Genomic DNA, 24086 nt, shown 5'->3' with positions numbered 1-24086 from the left:
GGTTTCCAGTGCGGAGGCCTTCACGAAGTCAGGGAGGTTGCCTCCAGCCATAGCCGCCGCGCGTTCTCAGGGTCGAGCGCGTAGGTCGCGACCCCGCCGGCACGGCCCAGCTTCTCGGCGCGTTCGGTCACCACGTCGGCTTCGGTGTTGTTCTCGAAGTACCGCCCGCTGATTCCCTCGACGAGGGGCGACGCCGCCAGCAGTACCGACGTCGAGGCGCCCTGTTCGACGGTCTTCCGAAACTCCTCCGGCGTGCGCAAGCCGCCGGTGTGCTTTTGAAGGCCCGTGGCAATCGCGCCGGGATTCAGTGCGTTACAGACGATTCCGTCGTCCATCCACCGCGCGGTCACCTCGACGGCCAGCAGCACGGCAGCCGTCTTCGACTGACCGTAGGCTGTCATCGGATCGTAGGGCCGGAACCGGTAATGCAGGTCGTCGAACACCACCGGCGAGAACAGGTGCCCGGTGGAACTCACCGACACCACGCGCGCGCCGCCGGCCGAGGCAAGCGCCTCGCGCAGCTGCACGACGAGGAAGAAGTGGCCGAGGAAGTTGCTCGCGAACTGCATCTCAGCGCCCTGCGCACTGCGTTGCAACTCGGGCAGGGCCATCACGCCGGCGTTGTTCACCAGAATGTGCAACGGGCCCTGCCATTGCCGTGCGAACGCCGAGACCGACGCGAGATCGGACAGGTCGAGCGCCGCCGCTGTGATGCCGCCATTCCCGGTGGCCTCGCGCAACTCCTCGGCGACCCGCTGGCCCGCGTCGAGGCGCCGCACCGCCAGCACGACCTCCGCGCCCGCCGCCGCCAACGCACGTGCCGTCTCGACACCCAGTCCGCTGGTGGCTCCGGTGACCACCGCCCGTTTCCCGGTGAGGTCGACCCCTCTAAGTACATCGGCGGCCGTCGACTCGAACCCGAATGGCGTCGTGAGCCTCGCCGCAGTATCCGGGGGCGTCATAGACCCAGCTCACTGAGCCCCGGATGGTCGGCGGGGCGGACGCCGCCGATGTCCCAGTGGAACTTTCGGTCGGCTTCGTCGATCGCCACGTCGTTGATGCTGGCGTGCCGCCAGCGCATTAGCCCGCTGTCGTCAAAGTGCCAGTTCTCGTTGCCGTAGGCACGGAACCATTGATGGTCGCCGTCGCGATATTCGTAGCAGAACCGCACGGCGATCCGATGTCCGTCGTGCGCCCACAGTTCCTTGATCAGTCGGTAGTCGAGTTCGCGCTCCCATTTCGCAGTGAGGAACTCGATGATCCCGACGCGACCTTGAATGAACGTGGATCTGTTGCGCCACCAACTGTCCTCGGTGTACGCCTGCGCGACCGCTTCCGGGTTACGCGAATTCCAGCTGTCTTCGGCCTTGCGCACCTTCGCGACGGCGGTGTCGAGCGTGAACGGGGGGACCGGCGGACGGACGGTCACTGGCATCAGTTCTCCTCGGGGCCCGTGGTGACATGGCGGTGGAGACGACTCTAGATCTGCTGCTCTCCGCCGTCGATGAACAGTTCGGCCCCGGTCATATAACTGCTCTGGTCCGAGGCGAGAAACGCTACAGCCGAGGCGATTTCATCGGGTCGCCCCAGTCGCCCCATCGGGACGGTTGACGCCATGGCGTCCAACAGTTCCTGTTCCTCGCCGGGGGATGCCAGGCCGGCCAGCCCCGGCGTTTTCACCGGGCCGGGAATGAGGGTGTTCACCCGGATATTGCTGCCCACGAGTTCGGCTGCCCAGGTGCGGCCGAAGGAGCGGATCGCGGCCTTGGACGCGGCGTACACGCTGAAGGTGGGCGTGCCACTGGAGGCGGAGGTGGAGCCGGACAGAATGATCGACGCGCCCGGATTGAGAAGGGGCAGCATCTTCTGGACCGTGAACAGAGTTCCGCCGACGTTGCGATTGAAGGTGTCGAGGAAGTGTTGCGGGGTGATGTCGGCCAGTGCCGCGAACTCGCCGCCCCCCGCGTTGGCGAACACGACATCCAAACCGTGGCCGTGTGCGGCGATCGCCGCGGCGAGCGCGTCCAGGTCAGCGAGATCAGTGATGTCGCCGCGGATGCCGGTGGCGCTCGAGCCGATCGACTCGACCGCGGTGTCGAGCGTGGATTGGCTGCGGCCGGTGAGAAAGACGTGCGCGCCCTCCGCGGCGAGGCGCTGTGCGGCAGCCAATCCGATGCCGGTGGTGCCGCCGGTCACCAGCGCCGTCTTACCTTCGAGCAGGGTCATCGTGGGCCTTCTTCTGTTCCGGCGTGGACCGTCGGAGCGGCCGGCGCTCGTGGCATGAGGTCGCGGATGTACCCGAATCTGACAAGTCCTAATCGGCGCTCTCGCGGTCGCACTGTGGCACCGTGTCGTCTAGATGGCTGCTGCAACTGCGATCATCATCACCGCGCTGTCGGTCCTGCCCGGATTCGGCTGACACCAATCCGCTTGCCTACCGGCAGCGGCTTGAGACAGGGAGAACCATGACCACCGCAGCCAGCGAGCAGCCCGTCGTCGTAGGCATCGACGGGTCGGACACCGCCCTCGGCGCTGCCCGGTGGGCCGCGCAGTACGCCACCGACCATGGCCTTGCGCTGACATTGCTGCATGCGACACCCCGGCTGGACTTGCACTTCGCGAGCGCTGACCCAGCCGGCGAACAGGACAGCGGTGCCGACGCGGACCGGGTGCTGGCCCCGGCGCAGACGGCCGTGCGCTCGACGCATCCCGACCTGCCGATTCACACCGCAACGGTCAAGGGCGCCGTCGCGACGGTGTTGGCGGAGGCCTCCCAGTCGGCCCGGCTGCTGGTGGTGGGCACCGGTGCGGCCGAGCACCGCGCACTGGGCGGCCATGTGGTCAGAGTTACCCATCGGGCGCAATGTCCCGTCGTGGTCTGGCGTGCACCCGTCGCCAAGCGGACCGGCAAGCCGTTGCCCGTCGTCGTCGGCGTCGACGAATCGGAGGCGTCCAGTCGCGCGCTCGCGGAAGCGTTCGACCTCGCCCGCGGATTGCACGCACAGCTGACCGTGGCGCACATGTGGGAGATCGACGCGGCGGTCGGAATGGGTGACCTCGGCGGCCAGTCGAACATGGACTGGCAACTACTCGACGTACTGCAGACGCAGCAGCGCCAGCGGATGGACGAGTTGGTCGAACCGTTCGCCAGGAAGTATCCGAACGCCCACGTCAACAAGGTTTTCCAGGATATCGGTCCGGCCAAGGGCCTCACCGATCTGTCGCGTGAGGCGCAGGTGGTGGTGGTCGGCAGCCATGGCCGCGGTCGGCTCGCCGACTCGATCCTCGGCTCGGTCAGCCAGAACCTGATCCATCACGCGGAGTGCCCGGTGCTCGTGGTCCGGTGATTTCCGGCGGTTGGACCCCGCGGTTGGACAACGCCCACAGCGTTTCGTAACCTTTCCGAGACCTAAGCCACATGAGCCGGCAGTTCGACGCAGACGACGTCGACGGCAGTCAGAGGATGCGCAGTCGTGAAGTTTCACCCGCGTTCAGCCGTGATCGCGATCCTTGTGGCGCTCAGCGTGATGTGGGCCGGCACCGCGTACGCCGAACCTGCGGCAGACGAACTGGCCAAGCTCGATGAGCTGACCAAGCAGGCGCAGCAGATGATCGAGACCGTCCAGGCCGCCGAGCTCGACCTGGACCGGAAGCTGCAACTGCAGAGTCAGGCCGAACAGAAGCACGCCGACGATGTGGCCGCACTCGAAGCCACCAATGTGCAGCTTGCCGCCTATCAGGGGTACGTCGACAAGGCAGCATCCGCGTTCTACGTCGGCGGCAGCACTGACAGCGTCAATGCGATGCTGACAGCCCGGTCGCCGCAGACTCTGATTGACCAGCTCGGCTTCCAGCGGGCCATCGCCGACGACATCTCGCGGCACGTCCAGGGCTTCCGCGAGGCCAACCGACAGGCCGAAACCATGGCGGCGGCCTCGGCTGAATCAGCTGCCGCGGCCAAATCGGCGGCCGACGCTGCCGCGGCGTTGCGTGCCGAAGTTGCGGCCAAACAGTCCGAGGTGGAGACCCAGGTCAGGTTGGTCCGGGCGACCTATTACGCGATGCCCGAAGCGCAGCAGGCCTTGCTCGGTCCGGGTGGCGCGATTCCGACCGTCGGGATGAACGGTCTGGTTCCCAACGCACGGACCCTCGCGGCGTACGTCATCTCCACCTTCCCGGGTGTGCAGTCCATCGGTGGCGTACGCGCCGATGCGCTTCCGGATCACCCGAGCGGCCACGCCATCGACATCATGATCGGCTCGGACATGGCCCTGGGCGATGCCATCAACGCCGACGTTCAAAGTCAGGCCGAACGCTTCGGGGTGTCGTACACGATGTGGCGCGTGGCCAACCACTTCAACCACGTTCACGTCACGGTTCGCTGAGAGCCACGACCGGCCGACCGGCGGTCAGAGCGCTGCGGTGAACTTCTTAACGACCTCTTGGAGCTTTTCGCGCAGTTGGTCGTCGGCCAGCCCGCACAGCCTGGGGTCCGCGGCGCACCCGTAGATCCCGGCGGTCAACAGCGTCATCGCGACCAATTCGGTGTCAGCCGTCCCGGACCCCAGGAGCAAGTCGGTGAACGCGTCGACCATCTTGCGCAGCTCCGCGTTGCTGTCGAGTAGTTCATGCATAACGGGGTCGCCGTAGAACACGTGAGCCACCGTGCGGTGCCGGATGACCAAATCGATGAGGCCGCTGAAGGCGATGTCGCGGCGCGCTTGTGGAGCGGGCAACATGTCGGCGATGCGCTGGATGTGTGCGATGTCGTCGAACAGCGGTTGAGCTACCGCTAAGGCGATGTCGTCCTTGGATTGAAACTGGTAGTAGACCGAGGCTTTCGTCACTCCGAGGCGGTCGGCGATCATCTGGATCGAGGTCCCGCGGACGCCGTTCTGGGCGAAGAGTTCGAGGGCCGCGTCGAGCACGCGCTCGCGGGCGAAGCCGCGGGCGGCGACCGGCTTTGCCATCAGCACCCCTCCTTTCCCTGCAGGTTACCGGTGGGCAGCGCTGTGGCCTCCGTCACTGTGGTGTCCGGGCGTTGCTCGCATTACAACTCCTATCATCCGATTGAGTTCAGTCATACCAACCGTATAACTTAAGGCAGTCGAACGGCAGATAGCGCCTTCGAGGGACTCGCGATGGGAGAAGTCGGGATGAGAGCGCTGAAACGGGTGTGGCTGCCGCTGGTGATGGTGGCCGTCATCGTGGTCGGCGGCACGGCCGTTAGCCGGATCCGTGGGATCTTCGGCTCGGAGGCGGTCCTGGTGGCACCGACCAACTTCGGCGGTGACGCCGAGCGGTTCAACCCGAAGGTGGTGCGCTACGAGGTGTCCGGTCCGGCAGGTGCCACCGTCAACGTCAACTACACCGACCTCGATGCGATGCCGCAGCGGGCGAGCGATGTCGGTCTGCCGTGGTCACTCACGCTGTCGACAACGGATCCGTCCGTGTCCGCGACACTCGTCGCGCAGGGTGATGCTGACTCCCTCAGCTGCCGCGTCTACGTCGACGACAAGCTGCGCGCGGAACGCACCGTCGACGGCTACAACGCCCAGACCTACTGCATTGTGAAGTCCGCGTGAGCGCCCCGGTGTCGGACGCGGTGACCGAGGAGATCCCGGTGCCGATCCACCGCCGTGTGCACTTCGGCCGCATCGCACTGGTGATGCGCAAGCTCTCGGTGCCGATCCTCCTCGGCTGGATCGCGTTGGCTGTCTTCCTCAACGTCTCGACGCCCCAGCTCGAGAAGGTCGGCGAGATGCGCTCGGTGTCGATGAGCCCCAAGACTGCGCCCGCATCCGTGGCGATGCAGAAGATCGGTCAGGTCTTCGAGGAATTCAAGTCCGACAGCTCGGCGATGATCGTGCTCGAGGGCCAGAACAAGCTCGACGCCGATGCCCGGGCCTATTACGCGAAACTGGTTGCGGGCCTTCGTGCGGACACCGCGCACGTCGAGCACGTCCAGGATTTCTGGGGTGATCCGCTGACTGCTTCAGGCGTCCAGAGTGGCGATGGCAAGGCCGCCTACGCCCAGGTGAACCTGGTCGGCAACCTAGGCGAGGCCAAGGCAAACGAGTCGGTGGCCGCGGTGCACCGCATCATCGACGAGACACCGGCGCCGGCGGGGGTCAAGGCCTACGTGACGGGTGGCGCGGCATTGGCCTCCGAGCAGCAAGAAATCGGCCACAGCAGCATGAAGACGGTGGAAGCGCTGACCATGGTGGTCATCCTCGTCATGCTGTTGGCGTTCTTCCGCTCAATCGGCACCACTCTGCTGGTCATGACGATGCTCGGAATCAGTGTGGCGACCGTGCGCGCCTTCGTCGCATTCCTGGGCTACCACAACATCATCGGGCTCTCGACCTTCGCCACGAGCCTGCTCGTCACGCTGGTCATCGCGATCGCGGTCGATTACGCGATCTTCCTCATCGGCCGATATCAAGAGGCGCGCAGCCTCGGCGAGGATCGAGAATCCGCGTACTACACCATGTTCGGAAGCACCGCGCATGTCATCATCGCGTCAGGGCTCACGATCGCCGGGGCCACGTTCTGTCTGACCTTCACACGTCTGCCGTACTTCCAGACGCTTGGCGTGCCGTTGGCCATCGGCATGATCGTGATGGTTACGTTCGCGATGACCTTCGGGCCGGCCTTGATCGTGGTGGCGGGCAGATTCGGCCTGCTCGATCCCAAGCGTTCGCTACGTTCGCGCGGCTGGCGCAAGGTCGGCACTGCGGTGGTGCGTTGGCCCGGGCCAATTCTGGTTGCCAGCCTGGCGATCTCGTTGATCGGTCTGATTGCTCTGCCGAGCTACCAGACAAGTTACAACGACCGTAAGTACCTGCCGTCCACCATCCCGTCGAGCCTGGGCTACGCCGCGGCCGAACGGCACTTCGACCCATCGCGACTCAACCCGGAGATGCTGATGATCGAAACCGATCATGATCTGAGGAATCCGGCGGACTTCCTGGTGATCGACAAGGTGGCCAAGGCGGTGTTCCGGGTGCCGGGAATCGGTCGGGTACAGACGATTACGCGTCCGGACGGTCAGCCCATCGAGCACACCACAATTCCGTACGCGCTGTCCCAGCAAGGCCTGCTGAGCAAGCTCAACGAGCAGTATCAGGGTGACCGGACGGCCGACATGCTCAAACAGGCCGACGACATGCAGACCAACATCGACTCGATGGAGAAGATGCGGGGCATCACCGTGCAGATGGCCGAGACCACCAGCAGCATGGTCACGAAGATGAAGGACATGTCCATTACGCTCGCCCAGGTTCGAGACCAGATGGCGGAGTTCGACGACTTCTTCCGCCCGCTGCGGAACTACTTCTACTGGGAACCACACTGCTACGACGTCCCGGTCTGCTCGGCGCTGCGGTCGATCTTCGATGCGCTCGATGGCATCAACACGATGACCGACAGTATTCAGAGCTTGATCCCGGATATGGAGCACCTCAATTCTCTTATGCCGCAGATGGTTGCGCTCATGCCGACCATGATCGACACGATGAAGTCGATGAAGCAGATGATGCTGACCATGTACCAGTCGCAGAACGGTATGCAGCAGCAGATGACCGAGATGCAAAAGAACTCTGAGGCGATGGGGCAGGCCTTCGACGCGGCGAAGAACGACGATTCGTTCTACCTGCCACCGGACGCGTTCGAGAGCGACGACTTCAAGCGCGGGATCAAACAGTTCATCTCCCCGAACGGAAATGCTGTGCGGTTCATCATCGCTCATGAGGGCGATCCTCTGTCGGCCGATGGCATCACGAAGATCGACGCCATCAAGCAAGCTGCCAAAGAGGCCCTGAAGGGCACCCCGCTTGAGGGGGCGCGGATCTACGTCGGAGGCACGGCGGCGACGTTCAAGGATATGGCTGACGGCACCAGGTACGACCTGATGATCGCGGGCATCGCCGCCCTCGGGCTGATCTTCCTCATCATGTTGATCATCACCAGGGCGATCATTGCCGCAGCAGTGATCGTCGGCTCGGTGGCGCTGTCGCTGTGTGCCTCCTTTGGTATCTCAGTTCTGCTCTGGCAGCACGTCATCGGCTTGGAGTTGCACTGGATGGTGCTGCCGATGGCGATGATCATTCAGCTGGCCGTGGGTGCCGACTACAACCTGTTGGTGGTCTCACGCTTGAAGGAGGAGGTCGGTGCGGGGGTCCGCACGGGCATCATCCGCACCCTCGCTGGTAGCGGCTCGGTGGTTACTGCCGCGGCATTGCTGTTCGCCTTCACGATGATGACGATGGCGGTCGGCGAGCTGAAAGTCATCGGTCAGGTCGGTACCACCATCGGTTTGGGATTGATCTTCGACACCCTGATCGTCCGGGCGTTCACGACGCCGGCCCTCGCCACTCTGCTGGGGCGGTGGTACTGGTGGCCGCAGCGTGTGCGCGTTCGCCCGATACCAGCACCCTGGCCGAAAGTGGCTCAGCCGCAGACCGATCCGGCGGTAGGGGTACTGGTATGAGGTGGGCGTCGATCCTGGCGGTGCCGTTGACCGCAGTGCTGCTCGCGGCACCTGCGGCCGCCGATCCCGACACCGACTTTGCCGCCGAGTTGCACACCTACGGGATCTACGGGCAACGGGACTACAACGCCTGGATCGGCAAGATCACCTGTAAACGCGCTGAGCGCGGAGTCGACAAGGATGCCTATGCCTCTGCAGTTTTCGTCCACGACAACCTCTCCCACGGCACCACCACAGAGCAGGCCTGGCAGTTCTTGGCAGCTGCCGTGCGAACCTATTGCCCAGAACAGTTCGGCCGGATCGCTGATGCGGCCCGCTAGTCAGACATCCGGGTTGATGCGGAAGCTCGGCATGCTGGTAGTGCTTCTCACCCTCATCTTCGCGGTCGGCGTTGCAATCGCCGCCGTGAGCCTCGCCGACGCAACAGACGACTACCCGATTCCGGGCCGCACGTTGCGGACCACGTGCACCGCCGAGCAGATCCTGGCTGCGGCGCGCGATGTCGAGCCGGTCTACTACGAGCGATACATGGCCGACTACAACAACAAGTCACCTGAGGTACAGCAGGCAGTCAAGGACCGTATCCACTGGTTCTACTCAATGGATTACGCCGGTCGCCGCGCCTACTCGGAGGAGACGGCCACCAACGCCTTCTATGAACAGCTGGCGTGGATCTGGCCCAACTGGGCCAAGGTGTTCTTCAACAACAAGGGCGTGGCGGCGCACACCACTGACATCTGCAAACAGTACCCGCGAGACGACACGTCGGTGTGGGTCTGGTGAGCCTCGGCTGAACCGGCCCCGGTTCAGCCGAGGTAGGAGATGGTCGGGAACGAGTAGCTCAAGGCACCGCTGGCGAGGTATCCCTGCGTCACCGGCAGGGGATCGGTCTGCGGCATGACCTCGCGGCTGGTCGCCCCGGGGATGAACGGGTTGAGTGCACGCATCCGAAGGACGTTGCTCCACAGGTAGTTCTCAATGCTGGTGTACTTCTGGTCGGTGGTCTGACCGTCGAGCCCCAGGTAGGTGGTGAAGACGTTGAGAACCTGATCCGTCCACGGGATGTTCGGAGGCGGCTCTTGCGTGTGGGCATCGGCCGCGGTCTCGATGTAGCCGCGGACCGCGGTATTGAACGTCTGCTCGTCGGTGGTGTAGAGGTTGATGCCTCCGCCCGGGGACACGGCGAGGAAGCCCTTGGTGGCCGCAACGCCGATCTGCGCCTCCTTGAGTCCGTCCTGTGGCGTGGGCACGTATCCGAGATCCAGCGCGGCCACCTGGGTGTTGGGATTGATCAGCACGATCGCCGACCACCGGTGGTGTCCGTCGATGATGTAGGCGCCACCGTCTGCGGTCACGATGGGGTTGCCGAACGGCTGGATGACGCCGCCGCTGAAGTACGTGGTCAGCGAAGCCGGGTCCTGCAGCGGGAATTTGAGCGACTTCTTCAGGTCGATCTCGTTCTGGGTGGGGATCAAGTCGGCGACCTGCACGGTGATCGACTTCAGGGTCAGGCTGCTGTTGGACAGGCCCCGATCGGCGCCACCGGTGGTCAGCAGCGAGTAGAGCGCGGGGTTGATGCAGGCGGCGCTCCCGGTGTCGCTGCAGTCGCCCACCAGGGTGCCGTAGAGCTTGACGAAGCCCTCGGGGGTTTCGGTGTAGGCGGCCAGCAGAAGCTGCTGCAACTGCGCGGCGGCCGCCATGTCGGGCAGCACCACCTGCCCGCCCTCGATGTTCCCGACGTTGCTCGAGGTCGCGAGCAGGCTGGTGGCGATCCCAGCCAGTCCGCCGTTCCAGAACCAGTTCTGGACGTACTTGGTGATCTCTTCGGTGGTGGCCGTCTCGCCGAGGACCGAGTAGATCTCCTGCACCTTTGCCTGCCGGTAGGCATCGGAGGTCACGAACTGCAGCGCGGCCAAGCCGATCGGCAGACCGGCCTGAAGCTCCTGCACGTACGCCGACAGTGCGGTCGGGTCGGCCGCCTGGCCGAGAAGCGTGCGGTAGAGCAGGTTCACGTAACTCGTGGCGGTCGGCACCGGACCCAGCGGCCCGCCCCCGTCCGCGCTGGACTCGTAGAACGCCTTGCTGCCGGCGATCGACGCGGCGAACACGGGCTCGGACAGGCCCCACATCAACCGCGTTGTGTCCCAGGCGAGTTCCTGTTGGGTGGCAGGGCGCCCAAGGAGTTCGAGGTAGAAGTTGTTCACCTCGGTCTGGCGGAATGCGGTGGAGCTGTACAGGCCGGCGACGACTCCGTTGACTCCGGTCAGGTTGAACACGTCAAGGTAGTTCTGCAGCTCGGTGGCCGTCGGGTTGATGCGCAGCACCTGGTTGAACAGGCCGGTCACGACCGCGGTGGGGTTCGTCACCGCCGCAGGCCCGGTCCCGCTGAACAGGTCTTCTAGGGTGAGGTTGAACAGGATCGGGAACGCCCCGAGGCTGGGTGCGGAGGTGGCCGGCGCGCCGGGCAGACCGAGGAACGCCGACAGCTGTCCGAGTGGGTTCGCCTGCGCCTGCAGGGATGCAGTGGTGGTGGTGTTGGCTGTCGCCACCGCACTGCTGGTATCCGATGTACTGGTGGCCGGGGCTACCGCGACGGTCGAGGCCTCGACGCGGGCCGAGCGCCCGTGCGTGGTGGCCGTGCTTGCTTCAGATGGGGTGGCTGCATCAATGGCGTTGTCTGCCAACAGCGTTGTGAGTCGTGAACTCGCATTCGCACTCGCCGCAGCGGGAGTGACCCCCGCGCCCTTCGATGCCGCTCTAGCACTGCGGCCCGCGGCCGAGGGGCTATGGGCCGCCGTCTGCGATGACGTCGTGCTGTGCGCATCCCTGGCCGACGATGCCGAGGTGCCGGATCCGTCATCCGCCAGCGCGGTGGGGGCCGCGGCCAACGCGATACCCATCCCGGCTGCCGCCGTGCCGACCTGTAGCCAGCGCACTACCGGCAGAGTGCGACGCCGGTTGCGGCCCGGTGCAGTGCGACGAGACGGTGAAGTGTTGACAGCCAAGACGATTCCCCCTTGTTAGGGCGCCGTTTACCGGCCGCCACTCCAAACGCTCGATCATTGACACGCGTGAAAGAAGTCAATTCTGAGCACCCGCGGATAAATTAACGTGCGGGCAGATTCAGCGCAACACTTTCGGCGAGTTTCGACCAAGGGGGCTTTAAGGGTCAGCCTTCGGGGTCGCCCATGTTGACATTCAACGGACGGCGGAAGAACCGCGTCAGCCATAGCAGCACGACAATCCCGATGCCGAACCAGATGATCCCGTAGCGGGTGGACTCGGCCGAAAGATACAGCCACAGAACGACCGTGAGCATCACGCCGATGGACGGCAAGATGATGTTCTTGAAGATTTCACGTCCGCCGTGGACTTCGCGACGCCGGTAGGCGAAGTAGATGATCACCGTCAGGTTGACGAAGGTGAAGGCGATCAACGCACCGAAGTTGATCAGCGAGGCGACGAAGTCGAGGTTGAACGAGATCGCCAGCAGCGACACCAGACCCACGAAGATGATTGCGTACGCGGGGGTTTGGAAGCTTGGGTGAAGGTAGCCAAAGAAGCGGCCGACGGGTCCGCGGCCGTTGCGGCCCATTACGTAGAGCAGTCGTGAGACCGAGGCGTGGGAAGCCAGGCTCGATGCCACCGTGGCTGCGAACGCCGCCGATGTGAGCAGGATCTTGAACAGATGCCCACCGACATTGAACGCAATCTCAGGCAGGGCGCTGTTCTCCAGCGATTCTTCGCTGAAATTGGACACGTCGGGAAAAAGTGATTGGGTGAAGAACGCCGACACGAAGAAGATGGCGCCACCGATCACCAATGCCAGCAGGATCGCTTTCGGCACCAGCGAAGCGTCTTTTGCCTCTTCGGTGTACATCGTGATCGCGTCGAAACCGATGAATGAGAACGCGACAATGGTGGCGCCGGTGATCACCAAATTGAGGTGCACCCCCTCGTGCCACAGCGGCTGTGTCGAGAACACGGTTCCGTTGCCCATACCGTCGATCAGCGACTTGGCGGCCAGCACGAGGAACACCCCGATCAGTACGACCTCGAAGACGACCAGCACCATGTTCACCCGCGACGTGTTGGTCATGCTGAACAAGCACATGGCGGTGATGACGGCGACGTAGACGACGACCCAGATCCAGGCCGGGGCGGTCGGGAAGAACGAGTAAAGGTAGCTGCGGATGATGAGCGCGTTGACCAACGGAAGCAGCAGATAGTCCAACAGCGCCGCCCAACCGATGAGGAATCCGACGTTGTGCCCGATGGTTTCCGAGGTGTAGGTGTAGGCCGATCCTGCTGACGGGAAGATCTGCGTCATCCGCCCATAGCTGATCGCGGTGAACATCATGACCACCAACGCCAACAGGTAGGCGGTCGGCACGACGTTGCCGGTCTCGGTCGAGACGATGCCGAAGGTGTCGAAGACGACCGTCGGCGTCATGTAGCCCAGCCCGAGTCCGACGATCGCCCACAAACTGAGCGTGCGGGCCAGCTGGGTGGTGCCCTTTGCGCCAGAGGCAACCTGACTCATCTTCGACCCGCCATCGTCTCGTCGGAATCCGTCCTTTGTGGCCTATCACAACGGCGGCTCGTCCGGTGGTTTTTGGCAGCCAGCCGTCACAGAGCAAGAACGTTTTTATAGTCGCCCACCATGGTCGATGACGCGTGTTAGCGTCCGAAGCATGCGGTACGTCGTCGGCTATGGCCCCCGCCAACGCGGTCTTGACGCGGTCAATCTCGCGGCAACCCTGGCGAGATCCTCAGGTGCGACGCTGGATCTGGTCTCGGTGCTGCCCAGTGATGCCCCGACCTTCCACCGGTACTCACCCGATCAGGCATTCAACGCCGAAGTCGAAGAGCAGGGCCGGGAATGGCTCGAGGATGGATTGGCCCACGTGCCGGCCGGTGTACAGGCCGAGGGTCATCTGCGTCGGGCGGACTCGATCACCGAGGGCCTGCTCGACGCGGCCACCGATCCGGATCACGGTGAGGCGGGGCTGATCGTCGTCGGCACCTACCATCGGGTGCGCAGTGGGCGCTTCGGGCTGGGCAGCCTGGCCGACGCCCTGCTGCACGCGTCAGAGGTGCCGGTCGCACTCGCGCCGGCCGAGTACGAGCCGCACCCCCGCATCACGCGAATCACCTGTGCCATCGGTTTGCGGCCGGGCAACGAGAATCTGTTCGACGGTGCCGTGCGATTGGCTGCCGAATGGAAGGTTCCGCTGCGGTTGATGTCGTTGGTTGCCGTCGGCGAGGGCGGCAGCGACGAACGCCGTCACGAGTGGACAAAGCTCGCCGAGCAACACGCCGCGGGTCTGGTGGACAGCGCAACTGCCGCGCTTCCGGCTGGAACATCGGTGACAAGCGTTATCGGCCATGGGAATTCGCTTGAAGACGCGGTGCTGGGACTGGACTTCGAGGACAGCGAGGTCGTCCTCATCGGCTCCAGCCGGCTGGCTCAGCCCAAGCGGCTTTTCCTCGGTCATTCGGCGAGCAAGATCATGCGGGCGCTGCCGGTGCCCATGATCGTGTGGCCGCGCGACTGAACGGGCTGCGCTCGCGCCGCTACCGCATCAGCTGAAGCGGATGTGCTGCGTCGCCAGACCGAAGATCTTCTGGCCGTCCGATTTTGCGCCGACAATGATGACGCCGCTTCGGGTTTCGGGATCCAACGACTTGATGCGGCCGCTGAATTCGATGTCGGCACCCTCCTTGGCCGACACGACCGCGGGCTGGGACAACCGCACCGTGTAGCGGGTCACCGCCCCGGGATCGCGGGTCCAGTCGGAGACGAACCCGGCGCCCAGGCCCATGGTGAGCATGCCGTGGGCGATCACATCGGGCAGCCCCGCCAGCTTGGCGATGTCCTCGTCCCAGTGAATCGGGTTGGCGTCGCCGGCAACCCCGGCGTAGTTGACCAGGTCGCCGCGAGACAGCCGAGTGTGGTGCGCAGGTAGTTCGTCGCCGACCGTGAGCTCGTCGAAGGACGGCGTGCCGGGAGCGCGGGTCAGTCCGCCGTCGGAGATCCGGACCTCGCCTGCCGGCCGCTCCTCCTTCTGGTAGTCACCGTCCGATCCCGGGAGGTCGATGATGTTCATGTCGTGCATCATGGCTTTCTGCACGGCCGCTTTGACTCCCGCGTCAATATCCTCGGCGGTGATGCCGACGACGGTGGTGTGCAGGGTGTGCACCCGCTCGCCCGCGGCATCGGTGAAGGTGTTGGTGACGGTGATGAAGTCGCGGCCCGCCGTCCTGCGCACGGAGGTCAGTTCGACGTCGATGTGCAGCTCGTCGCCGGCCACGATGGGGCGGTGCTGCTCGAAGACCTCTTCGGTCTGCAGGTAGGTGTCGTAGCCGACGACGATCTCTTCGAACATCCGCCGGTTGCACTGCATGCCCGGCGCCGAGGTGAACGTCAGCGGTGCGATCACGTCCGAATAGCCCAGCTCAGCGGCAGCGGCGACATCCCAGTGTGCGGGGTTGTAGTCCTGCACGGCGCGGGCGTATTCGCGCAGCTTCTCGCGGCCGACCAGGTAGGTGCCGTCCATCTGGTAGTAGTGGCCGACCCGGGATTCGAGCGCCGACGCTGCTGGTGCTTCGGTCATGAATGTCTCAACTCTTCCATCGGCCTGTTCACGGAAGCCGATAGGAGAACCCTAACGTCCGGACAGGGCCACAAATGCAGGTAGTGGGTTCAGCCGGTGCCCGGCATTCACTCGGCGACGTCCTGCGGCCACACCACCTCGAATCGTTCGAAGACCACGTCCACGTCGCGGGACCAGGGCAGACCCAGACTGTTCAGCCGCCCCCGGAAGAAGCGCTCGTGTTCGGCCAGCCAGCTTTCGCGGGTGCGGTCGCCCTCGCCTTCGTCCCATGCGAACGCCGCGTCGACGCTGTCGAGCGGGCCCGTTCGCACGTCCACCGTGCGCGTCACGCACTGCGGTCGGCCGGCTGAATCGCAGACGACGCAGTGGCCTCCGACTCCGGGCACCGGCTCGCCGGCAGTCTCATAGTCGGCGACCAATCCAGCTGTGGCGCGTTTGGTTCTCCGCAGGATCAGGGCGAGCAAGTCGTCAGCCAGCTGCGGTGAGTCTCCGAATTGCTCGACGGCCGGCTCCGGAATCGACGGCACATCGGGGTGCGTATCGACATAATGACGCCACAGCGCCAGTGCCGCTTCGTGATTCGGTGGGACCAGGGCGGTCACCCAACAGACCTCTCCGCCGGCCTCATTCGGGGACGACCGCATAGGCGCGGACGGGAAACGTGCCGAAGCCCTCAATTCGCGGTGGTGCCGCCGAGAAGCGGGCGCCTCGGGCGGGAAGCGCCGCAAGGTTGGTCAGGTGCTCGACGACGTGGATGCCATGCGCCAACAGGATCGTGTGCACGGGCCGCCGGCCGGCCGCGGCGGGACTGGTGTCGTCGATGTTCACCGAGTCGATTCCTACGAGCGCCACCCGGGCCTCGACCAGTCGTGCGGTCGCCGCCTCGGTAAGAAAGGGTGCGTCGATGCCGTAGGCCTCGGTACCGAAGTGGCGGTCCCAGCCGGTGTCGATCAACACCGCCGAGCCGGGCTCGATATCGATGGGCAACTCCGCGACGTCTACGGCGCGCGACGCTACGTCGCGGCGGTGGACCACGGTGGCCGGAAGGTCGACGAGGGTGGCCAAGTCCAGGGTGGCCAGGTCACCGCCGTCGCCGTAGCGGTGAAACGGCGAATCCAGATACGTTCCCGTGTTGCCGATCATGGTGATGACGTCCATGGCGAACTCAGTTCCCGGCGCATACACCTGGCGCGAATCTTCCCGGGTCAGATACGGGGTGATCGACGGGGCGGGCAGTCCCGGGTAGGTCACCAACCCCGCGCGGATTGTGTGCGACAGATCAACGATCACTACCTGGTCCTCCCGACGAACAGCCCTACCGACCGCAGAGACAGTAGGGCCGATGCGCGCCGGGCGCATCCGGATTAGCCCGTGACGTCCCGTCCGATGAGCTGGCGCGCGATGATCCACTGCTGTACCTCGTTGGCGCCTTCGAAGATCTCCAGGATCTTCGCGTCCCGGTACATCTCTTCGAGCCGCACCGATTCTCCTGTCTCGCCGACCTGCTGAGCGAAGCCGAGCGCGCCGTGGATCTGGATGGCCTCGCGAACGAGATCGTTGGCCAGGCGGGTGCTGTAGGCCTTGGCCATCGCGGCCTCGGGTTCGGCACCCCGGTCACCGCGGTCGATCAGGGTCGCCGCCTTCTGGTAAAGCGTGCGCGCGCATTCGATCTCGGTGGCGCGCTGGGCCATGACGAACTGCCAGTGCTGCATCGCCCCGAGCGGAGCGCCGAACACCTGCCGGGTCCGCAGCCTGTGCACTGCCAGATCGAGTGCGGCTTGGGCGACTCCGACGCCGGCGGCGGCGATGCCGATGCGGCCCCGCACCAGGGCCGACAAGGCCACTGCCATTCCGCCCCCGACGGTGCCCAGCAGGTTGGCGCGGGGTACCTGGACGTCGGTGAACACGATGTCGGCGGTGATCTGGCCGCGGTGGCCCATCTTGAGGTCCGGGGTACCGATCCGAACTCCCGGCGACGACAGGTCCACCAGGAGCATGGACGCTCGGTTGCCATCGGCCCCGGCTCGCACGAGCACCGAAACCCAGCCCGCCACAATGCTATTGGTGATCCAGCGCTTGCGCCCGTTGAGGATGAATCCGTCGGGGGTCTCCTCGGCCACGGTCTGCAGCCGATCAGCGGTCAGATCAGAACTGGTCTCGGGTTCGGTGGTCGCAAAGGAGAACGCCACCCGGCCGCTGACCAGCTCCGGAATCAGCCGTGCCCGCAGCTCCTCGCTGGCGAACTGCAGGGTCTGCGGAACCAGGAGGCACTGGCCGTCGTAGACACCGGCCAGTGACGAGGAGTGATAGGCGATCTCCTCGGCCACCGTGCACGTGCCGAGCAAGGGGTGCTCGAGGCCGCGCCCGTAGTCCGGGCCGAACGGCACCGCGAACATGCCCTCGTCGGCCAGGCCGCGAAACGCCGCCCACGGGAAGCTGTCGACGGACTCGGGGCGCTGGCCGATCTCGCGGGCATGCGGGACGACCGTCTTCTCCACGGCAACGCGGGCTTCGGCGCGCAGCGACACGATCTCGTCGGGCAGCCAGACGTCGTGGGTCATGTGGTCCTGGGTACGCGGCACCGTCACCGCGGAAGTCGCCGTCATGGATGTAGACAATAACAGTCAGAGTTGACTGTCAATCCCCTTCGTTGGCCAGCAGGGCCGCGCGGGCCAGCCGTTTCCACAACGCCAGGTGGGGATCGACGTCGTGGTCGCGGCCCTCGAGCGCATAGGTCAGCGCAACGCCGCGCATGCTGGTGAACAGCAGCTCGCGCACGTCGTCGAATGCCGGGTGACTGCTGTGCACCGGTCCGAACATGGTGGCGATGACGTGCTCGATGGCGCGTCCGAGCCGGCGCTCGCTGTCGATGAGCTCCGCCCGCAGCTCGGCATTCGTGCGCGCCGCCACCCACAGTTCCATCGCCGCCCAGAAGTAGGGCTGGCGGAACGTGCTCCACAGTAAATCGACTGCGTAGTCGACTCTGTCTGCCCCGCTCGCGGCGCCGGCCGGCCCGGTGTCGAAGCAGCGCTCCATCTCTTCGATGCGCACGCTGGCCAGATGCTGGGCCGCCGCCACGAGCAGTGCCTCACGCGAAGGGAAGTAGTGCAACAGCCGTCCCCGGGATACGCCGGCGAGTTCCTGCACCGTCACCGTGGTGGCGCCGCTGTAGCCGTGTGCCACCAGTGTCTGCACCGCCGCCTGCAGGATCAGCGCGCTGCTGTCCGCACGGCGGGTGCCGTGAGTGCGGCGCTCAGGAGCGGGCTCGGTCATACCGGAAGGCTACCGATCGCGGTCAGAGTTGACTGTTTGACGGCCGCTTCACGCGGGTCGCAGACGGCGGTTAGGGATCGCGCCAGGTGTCGATGTGACCAGTGTGCCCAATGTTGTTTGGCTGCAGCCGTGTCCGCCGGGTGCGGATTGGCACATATTGACACGCGGCACTACTTTCCTTGACGTGGTGTCCTCAGCTGCCGGCGCAGTCGCGCGATGGATCGTTCCCTTCTTCACGGTCGCGGCGGTGGTTCTCACCGCCGCGGTGGCCGGGCCCACCCAGGCCGGCGAGAACCGGCTGGTGCTGTTGGCCGATGAAGGCAACCCGCTGGCCGGGCTGCCGCTCTATGTGAATCCCAACTCGGCCGCGATGCGAGCCGCCAACGCCGACCCGTCGAGCCCGGAGCTGGCCTACATCGCCAACACCCCGCAGGCGTACTGGATGGACAGCCTGTCCACGCCGTCGGTCGACGCCAAGTACATCAGCGCCGCGCAGGCCGCGGGCACCATCCCGCTGCTGGCGCTCTACGGAATCCCGCATCGCGACTGCGGCAACTTCGCGGCGGGCGGCTTCGGCTCCGGTGACGCCTACCGGGGCTGGATCAACGGCGTCGCCGCCGCCATCGGTTCGGGGCCCGCGGCGATCATCCTCGAACCCGACGCACTGGCCATGGCGGACTGCCTGTCGGGCAGCGCGCGCCAGGAACGCTTCGACCTGATCAGCTACGCCGTCGACACGTTGACCGCCAATCCCGGCACCGCGGTGTACGTCGACGGCGGCCACTCGCGCTGGGTCGCCGCCGACGAGATGGCCAACCGGCTCAACCAGGTCGGCGTCGGCAAGACACGCGGCTTTAGCCTCAATACCGCCAACTTCTTCAGCACCGGTGAGGAGATCGGCTACGGGGAAGCCATCTCGGCACAGACCAACGGCGCCCACTACGTCATCGACACGTCGCGTAACGGCGCAGGACCGGTCGAGGGCGATTCGATGTACTGGTGCAACCCGCCCGGCCGGGCATTGGGCGTGCGGCCCACGACCGACACCGGCAACGGGCACATCGACGCGTTCCTGTGGGTCAAGCGTCCCGGTGAGTCCGATGGATCGTGCGGCCGCGGCGAGCCGGGCGCCGGGCGGTTCATCAACTCCTACGCCGTCAGCCTGGCCCGTAACGCGGGCGTGTAGGGACGCCGAACCTCAGGCGGACAGCACGCTCGCCAGCAGCTCCGGCGCGATGTTGCCGCCGGACAACACGATGACCGTGCGCCCCGGCGGAAGCGCGGCGTGCCGATAGGCGGCCAGTGTCACCGCGCCGCTGGGCTCGGCCACCAGATGCGCCCGGTGCGCGAGTTCGGCCACGGCGTCGAGGATCTGGTCCTCCGACACGGTGAGCACGCCGTCGAGGACCCGCTCCAGATGCGCGAAGGTCAACGCCGAGGGCTGCGAGCGCAGGCCGTCGGCGACGGTCCGGTTGCGCTGTTCGATCGACCAGTCGACCCGGTGCCCCAGACGTAGCCCTTCGGCGGCGTCGGCCGCCAGTTCAGGCTCGACCCCGAACACGGTGGTAGTGGGGGAGATCGCCTTGATCGCGGTCCCGATGCCGGAGGCCAGGCCGCCGCCGCTGACCGGCACCAGCACGGTGTCCACGTCGGGAAGGTCCTCGACGATCTCGAGCCCGACCGTGCCCTGGCCGGCGATCACGTCGGGATGGTCGAACGGGGGGATCAGCACCCCGCCGGTGCTCGCGACGAGTTCCTCGGCGACGGCCTCGCGCCGGCCCGCGGCACACAGCACGACCTCGGCGCCCAGCCGGCGCGTCGCCTCGACCTTGATGACGGGTGTTTCCTCGGGCATCACGATGTGCGCGGTGATCCCCGACAGCGACGACGCGTACGCCACCGCCTGGGCGTGGTTGCCACTGGAGTAGGCCACCACTCCGCGGGCCCTGGCCGCGTCGTCGAGACGGCCGATGGCGTTGAACGCGCCGCGCACCTTGAACGCCCCGATCGCCTGCAGATTCTCGGGTTTGATCCACAACGGCCGGTCGGGATCGCCCCACAGCGCGGGAAGCAGCGGGGTGCGCACGACCGACTCGCGGATGCGCTCGGCGGCCGCCCTGATGTCGTCGATGTCGACCAGCTGCATCCCTCGAGTCTGGCAGACCACGGGTGACGCTCTCGCTCAGCGGGAGTGGGCTGTTGTCGTGGTCGCGCGCCGACGAGCATGGCCCGCATGAGCCCTGCACTGCGGATCGCCGTCATCGCCACCGGTACCGTCGGCACGCTCGTCGCCGAGACCGTGCTCGAGCGCGACGGCCTCGATCTGGTTGCGGTGTGGGTACACAGCGAGGGCAAGGCGGACCGCGACGTCGGTGAGTTGCTCGGTGGATCCCCGACGGGACTGCGCACGACACGCAGCCTCGACGACCTGATCGCCCAGAAACCCGACTGCGCGGTGTACACCGCGTCGGGCCCCGAACTCGATGCCGTCAACGTCCCGATGTACTGCCAACTGCTGCGCGCCGGCATCAACGTGGTGACCGTCAGCACGCCCGGCCTGGTCTACCCGCGCTCGTTCAACACCGAACTCACCGCCCAACTCGACGCGGCGGCCGCCGAGGGCGGTGCCTCGCTCTATGCCTCGGGCGTCGAACCGGGGTTCGCCGGTGACCAGCTGGCTGCGGTGCTGACCACCATGTCGCGAACCATCACCTCTATCCGCACGCAGGAAATATTTTGCTACGACACCTATCCCGACGAATTCATGATGCGCGACGTCTTCGGCTTCGGTAAACCACTCGACTTCACGCCGATGATGCAGTTTCCCGGGGTGCAACAGCATGCCTGGGGGCCACCCGTGCACTATGTCGCCGCGGCACTGGGCGTCACCCTCGACGAGATCCGCGAAACCTACGAACGCCAGCCCACTCCAAGGGATCTCAGCGTGGCGTGCGGTGTGATCGAAGCAGGGACCTGTGGCGCAGTGCGAATGGAGTCGATCGGCGTGGTCGACGGCCGCGACGCTATCGTCATCGAGCACGTCAACCGGATGGCGCCCGACCTGGCGCCCGACTGGCCGAGTGCAAGCCGCGACGGAACCTACCGCGTCATCATCGAGGGATCGCCGAATCTCATGTGCGAGTTGATGATCGGTGAACCGGGCACGGCCGGTGATGAAGGTATGGTCGCGACGGCGATGCGGTGTCTCAACGCCGTTCCCTACGTCGTCGCGGCTCCGCCGGGCCTGGTGTCGTCGCTGGAGTTGCCCTTGACCACGCCGCTCGGTGCGTTCGCGTCGGCTGCCGAGTAGTGCTGCGGTCAGCCGATCAGCGCTATCGCCCGTTTGAGAGGTTCGACGGAAACCCGGACATGCCCGCCGAGGGGGTCGTCGAGTTCCATGATCAGGAAGATCGCGCTCGTGACGACGATGGCCGCGGCCGCTATCGACAGGTAGACCGCCGGCGACCGCGGTGACAGAAGCCCGAAGCTGAAGAACTCCAACAGCATCCAGAGAATGACGACGGCGAAGAAGACCGCCGGTAGCGTCGCCGGGTGCACCGAGAACAGCCATCGCTTCTGAGCGATATTGCCGTCGCCGAAGGACAGGTCACCACCGAGCATGTCGAGTGCGCGGGTCTGCAGGCGCTCCTGCAGGTCGGTGGTGGGTTTGAGGGCCGCCACCGCGGTGTAGAGCGCCTCCACCCCACCCCCGGAGCTCGCGGTTGAGGCCGACTGGGTGTCCCATTCCGCGTACGCATCAGGGGAGCTGATGGTGTCGATTCGGCGTCGCAGGCCTGCCTTGACCTCCTTACGGATCGGGTCAGTTTGGGGACCGTAGCTTTCCAGGACGTTGTCCAGGGTCAGGGAGTCGATCGCCAGGCCGGCGACCATCGCGTTGGCGCGTTCGTAGTCGTTCATCGCGGACGCGGCGACCAAGCCGAGTACGACTGCGGTCAACGTCGATGTGAGCCCGAGAGCGACCCGCATCGCCGAGCGCGACTCGTCGTCCTGAGTCTTGAACAAGGCAAGACTGTGCAGCCGAAAACCCAACGCAGCGGCGAGAGCAACGCCGACGAAAACCAGCACAGAAAACAGAAGTGGAGTCACTGCGCCCCCGCTCTCTCGTTCCCCCGCAGAGGCAGAGATTACAGCCCACCTGTCGATCAACGCCGATGATCGGCGAAGATGTCGGCGCTGTCCGGATCGAATAAACCTCTGGTAACGGTCGCCGGGGATCGCGGTGTTGCCGGGCTACCATGAGCCCACTGTGAGAATGTCCAGAAAACTCGCGACGCTCCTCGGGCTGGTGGCGCTGAGCCTGTCGCTCGCCGCTCCCGCGGCAGCCGAACCCGCGGCCGGCCAGCCGAGCCAGTGGATCGTCGTCGGAGTGCCGAAGGCCAGCGCAACCACCGGAACCCTGACCGCCTACCAACGGGTGGGCCAGGACTGGAAAGTGGTGCTCGGACCGACTCCGGCCAAGGTGGGCGAACTCGGCGTCGGCGCGCCCGCCGACGGCGTCTACCGCACGCCGGAGGGAACATTCGGCTTCGACCAGGCATTCGGCCGTCAACCGAACCCCGGCACCAAGATGCCGTATTTCCAAGCCACTGACCAGGATTGGTGGGACGAGGACGCCAAGTCGCCGACCTACAACACCCACGTGCGCGGCGCAGGCAAGCCGTCAGGCATCGCGGAGAACCTCTACGACTCCGGACCGGTCTATGACTATGCGGTCAACATCACCTCCAATCCGCAACGCATCCCGGGCAAAGTGGCCGGGATCTTCCTGCACGTCACCGACGGCAACCCCACCTGGGGATGCGTCGCGATCGGGCGCGATGAGATGCGCTCGATCCTGAGCTGGCTGGACCCCGCCGCCGACCCGCGCATCACCATTGGTGTGGGGGACCCGTCGCTGATCACCGCCGGTTCCTAGCCGTGGCACCCCCGGTCTCGCGGCGTGAGGTCCTGCAACTCGCGCTGGCCGGTGCCGGGACCCTGGCCGCCGGACTCGCGGCGCCGCAGGCGCGTGCGGACGGTCTGCGGTTGATCGACTTCGCCGAACGCCTGGTGTCACCGGAGCAGATCAAGGCCGCCGGGTTCGACGGTGCACTGGTGTACGTCTCGGAGTTGCGGCCCGGCGCGACCTTCGACTTCAAGCCCGTCACCCGCGAGTACGCCGACGGACTGCGGGCCCAGGGTCTGCACGTGGTCAGCTGCTACCAGTACGGCAAGCCCGGCTGGGTGAACTCACCGTCGGACTTCACCCGCGGCTATGACGGCGGGGTGGCCGATGCGCAGACCGCGCTGAGCCTGCACGGTGCGGCCGGGGGGCCGGACTCGGCGCCGATCTTCTTCAGCGTGGACGAGCCCATCGATGCCGCGACCTGGAAAAGCCTCGGCATCAAATGGTTTCAGGGCATCAACTCCGTACTCGGTGTGCAGCGCACCGGCATCTATGGTGGCCGCAGCCAATGCGGCTGGGCTATCGGTGACGGCGTGGTGGGTCAGTCGAGCAGCCCCGGTTATCGCTGGGCGTGGCAGACCAAGGCCTGGTCGGCGGGCCAGCGCGAACCGGCCGCGGTGCTCTTCCAGACCGAGGTCGTCACCGCAGAGGATCCCGGCGCAATGATCGGCGGCGTCCATGTCGACGTCGACGACGTGCTGGCACCGGACTTCGGCCAATGGGACCTGCCGCGCTAGGG

Annotated in this window: 25 protein-coding genes; 12 read left to right on the top strand and 13 right to left on the bottom strand. The window is 65.7% G+C overall.

Features of this window, described 5'->3' with window-relative positions; translation table 11 throughout:
* Window positions 1-20 precede the first annotated feature (20 nt).
* Genes OG976_RS13005 through OG976_RS12995 form a run of 3 tightly spaced genes read right to left on the bottom strand, consistent with a single transcriptional unit; the run spans window position 21 to window position 2226 of the window.
* Entirely contained in the window at window positions 21-962 is a 942-nt protein-coding gene (locus tag OG976_RS13005) for an SDR family NAD(P)-dependent oxidoreductase (RefSeq protein ID WP_328362823.1), read from the bottom strand.
* Window positions 959-1429, bottom strand: coding sequence for a nuclear transport factor 2 family protein (locus tag OG976_RS13000; protein WP_328363519.1), 471 nt, complete (start codon window positions 1427-1429; stop codon window positions 959-961). The genes OG976_RS13005 and OG976_RS13000 overlap by 4 nt, the downstream gene beginning before the upstream one ends.
* Before the next feature lie 50 nt (window positions 1430-1479).
* Window positions 1480-2226: an SDR family oxidoreductase gene (locus OG976_RS12995; RefSeq protein ID WP_328362821.1), complete on the bottom strand. Its 747-nt coding sequence runs from the start codon at window positions 2224-2226 to the stop codon at window positions 1480-1482.
* Between the two features lie 239 nt (window positions 2227-2465).
* Here OG976_RS12995 and OG976_RS12990 point away from each other — a divergent pair, with 239 nt between their 5' ends.
* A complete protein-coding gene (locus OG976_RS12990; RefSeq protein WP_328362819.1) occupies window positions 2466-3347 on the top strand; it encodes a universal stress protein in 882 nt (293 codons plus the stop codon).
* 126 nt (window positions 3348-3473) lie between these two features.
* Window positions 3474-4385, top strand: coding sequence for a coiled-coil domain-containing protein (locus tag OG976_RS12985; RefSeq protein ID WP_328362818.1), 912 nt, complete (start codon window positions 3474-3476; stop codon window positions 4383-4385).
* Between the two features lie 24 nt (window positions 4386-4409).
* Here the strand turns inward: OG976_RS12985 and OG976_RS12980 are convergent, their stop codons facing one another.
* Window positions 4410-4970: a TetR/AcrR family transcriptional regulator gene (locus tag OG976_RS12980; protein ID WP_328362815.1), complete on the bottom strand. Its 561-nt coding sequence runs from the start codon at window positions 4968-4970 to the stop codon at window positions 4410-4412.
* Window positions 4971-5156: 186 nt separating this feature from the next.
* On the opposite strand from OG976_RS12980, the gene OG976_RS12975 reads away from it, so the two are divergent.
* Genes OG976_RS12975 through OG976_RS12960 form a run of 4 tightly spaced genes read left to right on the top strand, consistent with a single transcriptional unit; the run spans window position 5157 to window position 9274 of the window.
* Window positions 5157-5585: an MmpS family transport accessory protein gene (locus OG976_RS12975; protein WP_328362812.1), complete on the top strand. Its 429-nt coding sequence runs from the start codon at window positions 5157-5159 to the stop codon at window positions 5583-5585.
* Window positions 5582-8491: an MMPL/RND family transporter gene (locus OG976_RS12970; RefSeq protein ID WP_328362808.1), complete on the top strand. Its 2910-nt coding sequence runs from the start codon at window positions 5582-5584 to the stop codon at window positions 8489-8491. Before OG976_RS12975 ends, OG976_RS12970 begins: the two co-directional genes overlap by 4 nt.
* Window positions 8488-8811 carry a DUF732 domain-containing protein gene (locus OG976_RS12965; RefSeq protein WP_328362805.1) on the top strand — a complete coding sequence of 108 codons (324 nt, stop codon included), beginning with the start codon at window positions 8488-8490 and terminating at the stop codon, window positions 8809-8811. The genes OG976_RS12970 and OG976_RS12965 overlap by 4 nt, the downstream gene beginning before the upstream one ends.
* Before the next feature lie 31 nt (window positions 8812-8842).
* A complete protein-coding gene (locus OG976_RS12960) occupies window positions 8843-9274 on the top strand; it encodes a DUF5078 domain-containing protein (protein ID WP_328362802.1) in 432 nt (143 codons plus the stop codon).
* A gap of 23 nt (window positions 9275-9297) precedes the next feature.
* Here OG976_RS12960 and OG976_RS12955 read toward each other — a convergent pair whose 3' ends face one another.
* On the bottom strand, window positions 9298-11040 hold the full coding sequence (locus tag OG976_RS12955) for a ParB/Srx family N-terminal domain-containing protein (RefSeq protein ID WP_328362799.1): 1743 nt from the start codon (window positions 11038-11040) through the stop codon (window positions 9298-9300).
* Between OG976_RS12955 and OG976_RS12950 the strand changes: the two genes are divergently transcribed.
* Entirely contained in the window at window positions 11018-11515 is a 498-nt protein-coding gene (locus OG976_RS12950; RefSeq protein ID WP_328362796.1) for a hypothetical protein, read from the top strand. The genes OG976_RS12955 and OG976_RS12950 overlap by 23 nt on opposite strands.
* 145 nt (window positions 11516-11660) lie before the next feature.
* Here the strand turns inward: OG976_RS12950 and OG976_RS12945 are convergent, their stop codons facing one another.
* Window positions 11661-13034 (bottom strand): APC family permease, encoded by a 1374-nt coding sequence (locus OG976_RS12945; RefSeq protein WP_328362793.1) that lies wholly within the window; start codon window positions 13032-13034, stop codon window positions 11661-11663.
* A gap of 151 nt (window positions 13035-13185) precedes the next feature.
* Between OG976_RS12945 and OG976_RS12940 the strand changes: the two genes are divergently transcribed.
* Entirely contained in the window at window positions 13186-14049 is an 864-nt protein-coding gene (locus OG976_RS12940) for a universal stress protein (protein ID WP_328362790.1), read from the top strand.
* Window positions 14050-14076: 27 nt separating this feature from the next.
* Here the strand turns inward: OG976_RS12940 and OG976_RS12935 are convergent, their stop codons facing one another.
* The 5 genes from OG976_RS12935 to OG976_RS12915 all read right to left on the bottom strand — a co-directional run bounded on the left by OG976_RS12935 (window position 14077) and on the right by OG976_RS12915 (window position 18381).
* On the bottom strand, window positions 14077-15108 hold the full coding sequence (locus OG976_RS12935; RefSeq protein ID WP_328362787.1) for a fused (3R)-hydroxyacyl-ACP dehydratase subunits HadA/HadB: 1032 nt from the start codon (window positions 15106-15108) through the stop codon (window positions 14077-14079).
* 107 nt (window positions 15109-15215) lie between these two features.
* The gene (locus tag OG976_RS12930) at window positions 15216-15710 is read right to left on the bottom strand and encodes an ASCH domain-containing protein (protein WP_328362784.1); all 495 of its coding nucleotides are present in this window, start codon (window positions 15708-15710) and stop codon (window positions 15216-15218) included.
* Between the two features lie 22 nt (window positions 15711-15732).
* Window positions 15733-16398, bottom strand: a complete 666-nt coding sequence (locus tag OG976_RS12925; RefSeq protein ID WP_328362781.1) for a cyclase family protein — start codon at window positions 16396-16398, stop codon at window positions 15733-15735.
* Window positions 16399-16472: 74 nt separating this feature from the next.
* Window positions 16473-17714 (bottom strand): acyl-CoA dehydrogenase family protein, encoded by a 1242-nt coding sequence (locus OG976_RS12920; protein WP_328362778.1) that lies wholly within the window; start codon window positions 17712-17714, stop codon window positions 16473-16475.
* 31 nt (window positions 17715-17745) lie between these two features.
* Window positions 17746-18381: a TetR/AcrR family transcriptional regulator gene (locus OG976_RS12915; protein ID WP_328362776.1), complete on the bottom strand. Its 636-nt coding sequence runs from the start codon at window positions 18379-18381 to the stop codon at window positions 17746-17748.
* Window positions 18382-18568: 187 nt separating this feature from the next.
* Between OG976_RS12915 and OG976_RS12910 the strand changes: the two genes are divergently transcribed.
* Window positions 18569-19567, top strand: coding sequence for a glycoside hydrolase family 6 protein (locus OG976_RS12910; protein WP_442930533.1), 999 nt, complete (start codon window positions 18569-18571; stop codon window positions 19565-19567).
* Window positions 19568-19579: 12 nt separating this feature from the next.
* Here the strand turns inward: OG976_RS12910 and OG976_RS12905 are convergent, their stop codons facing one another.
* Window positions 19580-20527, bottom strand: a complete 948-nt coding sequence (locus OG976_RS12905; RefSeq protein ID WP_328362770.1) for a threonine ammonia-lyase — start codon at window positions 20525-20527, stop codon at window positions 19580-19582.
* 87 nt (window positions 20528-20614) lie between these two features.
* Here OG976_RS12905 and OG976_RS12900 point away from each other — a divergent pair, with 87 nt between their 5' ends.
* A complete protein-coding gene (locus OG976_RS12900; protein WP_442930476.1) occupies window positions 20615-21691 on the top strand; it encodes an NAD(P)H-dependent amine dehydrogenase family protein in 1077 nt (358 codons plus the stop codon).
* Window positions 21692-21699: 8 nt separating this feature from the next.
* Here OG976_RS12900 and OG976_RS12895 read toward each other — a convergent pair whose 3' ends face one another.
* Window positions 21700-22467 (bottom strand): bestrophin-like domain, encoded by a 768-nt coding sequence (locus OG976_RS12895; protein ID WP_442930532.1) that lies wholly within the window; start codon window positions 22465-22467, stop codon window positions 21700-21702.
* A 187-nt stretch (window positions 22468-22654) separates the two neighbouring features.
* Here OG976_RS12895 and OG976_RS12890 point away from each other — a divergent pair, with 187 nt between their 5' ends.
* Complete coding sequence (locus OG976_RS12890; RefSeq protein WP_328362761.1) at window positions 22655-23317, top strand: L,D-transpeptidase family protein; 663 nt, start codon at window positions 22655-22657, stop codon at window positions 23315-23317.
* 2 nt (window positions 23318-23319) lie between these two features.
* Window positions 23320-24084, top strand: a complete 765-nt coding sequence (locus OG976_RS12885) for a DUF1906 domain-containing protein (RefSeq protein WP_328362758.1) — start codon at window positions 23320-23322, stop codon at window positions 24082-24084.
* Window positions 24085-24086 lie beyond the last annotated feature (2 nt).

The sequence above is a fragment of the Mycobacterium sp. NBC_00419 genome, from assembly GCF_036023875.1.
GTDB lineage: Bacteria > Actinomycetota > Actinomycetes > Mycobacteriales > Mycobacteriaceae > Mycobacterium.
Note: the sequence above shows the minus strand (reverse complement) of the source record. Positions and strands in the feature narration are given on the sequence as shown.

Coding starts and splice junctions, on each gene's coding strand:
- OG976_RS13005 (WP_328362823.1), bottom strand. CDS start 962: ATGACGCCCCCGGATACTGCGGCGAGGCTCACGACGCCATTCGGGTTC.
- OG976_RS12995 (WP_328362821.1), bottom strand. CDS start 2,226: ATGACCCTGCTCGAAGGTAAGACGGCGCTGGTGACCGGCGGCACCACC.
- OG976_RS12990 (WP_328362819.1), top strand. CDS start 2,466: ATGACCACCGCAGCCAGCGAGCAGCCCGTCGTCGTAGGCATCGACGGG.
- OG976_RS12980 (WP_328362815.1), bottom strand. CDS start 4,970: ATGGCAAAGCCGGTCGCCGCCCGCGGCTTCGCCCGCGAGCGCGTGCTC.
- OG976_RS12975 (WP_328362812.1), top strand. CDS start 5,157: ATGAGAGCGCTGAAACGGGTGTGGCTGCCGCTGGTGATGGTGGCCGTC.
- OG976_RS12965 (WP_328362805.1), top strand. CDS start 8,488: ATGAGGTGGGCGTCGATCCTGGCGGTGCCGTTGACCGCAGTGCTGCTC.
- OG976_RS12960 (WP_328362802.1), top strand. CDS start 8,843: ATGCTGGTAGTGCTTCTCACCCTCATCTTCGCGGTCGGCGTTGCAATC.
- OG976_RS12945 (WP_328362793.1), bottom strand. CDS start 13,034: ATGAGTCAGGTTGCCTCTGGCGCAAAGGGCACCACCCAGCTGGCCCGC.
- OG976_RS12940 (WP_328362790.1), top strand. CDS start 13,186: ATGCGGTACGTCGTCGGCTATGGCCCCCGCCAACGCGGTCTTGACGCG.
- OG976_RS12935 (WP_328362787.1), bottom strand. CDS start 15,108: ATGACCGAAGCACCAGCAGCGTCGGCGCTCGAATCCCGGGTCGGCCAC.
- OG976_RS12920 (WP_328362778.1), bottom strand. CDS start 17,714: ATGACGGCGACTTCCGCGGTGACGGTGCCGCGTACCCAGGACCACATG.
- OG976_RS12915 (WP_328362776.1), bottom strand. CDS start 18,381: ATGACCGAGCCCGCTCCTGAGCGCCGCACTCACGGCACCCGCCGTGCG.
- OG976_RS12905 (WP_328362770.1), bottom strand. CDS start 20,527: ATGCAGCTGGTCGACATCGACGACATCAGGGCGGCCGCCGAGCGCATC.
- OG976_RS12900 (WP_442930476.1), top strand. CDS start 20,615: ATGAGCCCTGCACTGCGGATCGCCGTCATCGCCACCGGTACCGTCGGC.
- OG976_RS12890 (WP_328362761.1), top strand. CDS start 22,655: ATGTCCAGAAAACTCGCGACGCTCCTCGGGCTGGTGGCGCTGAGCCTG.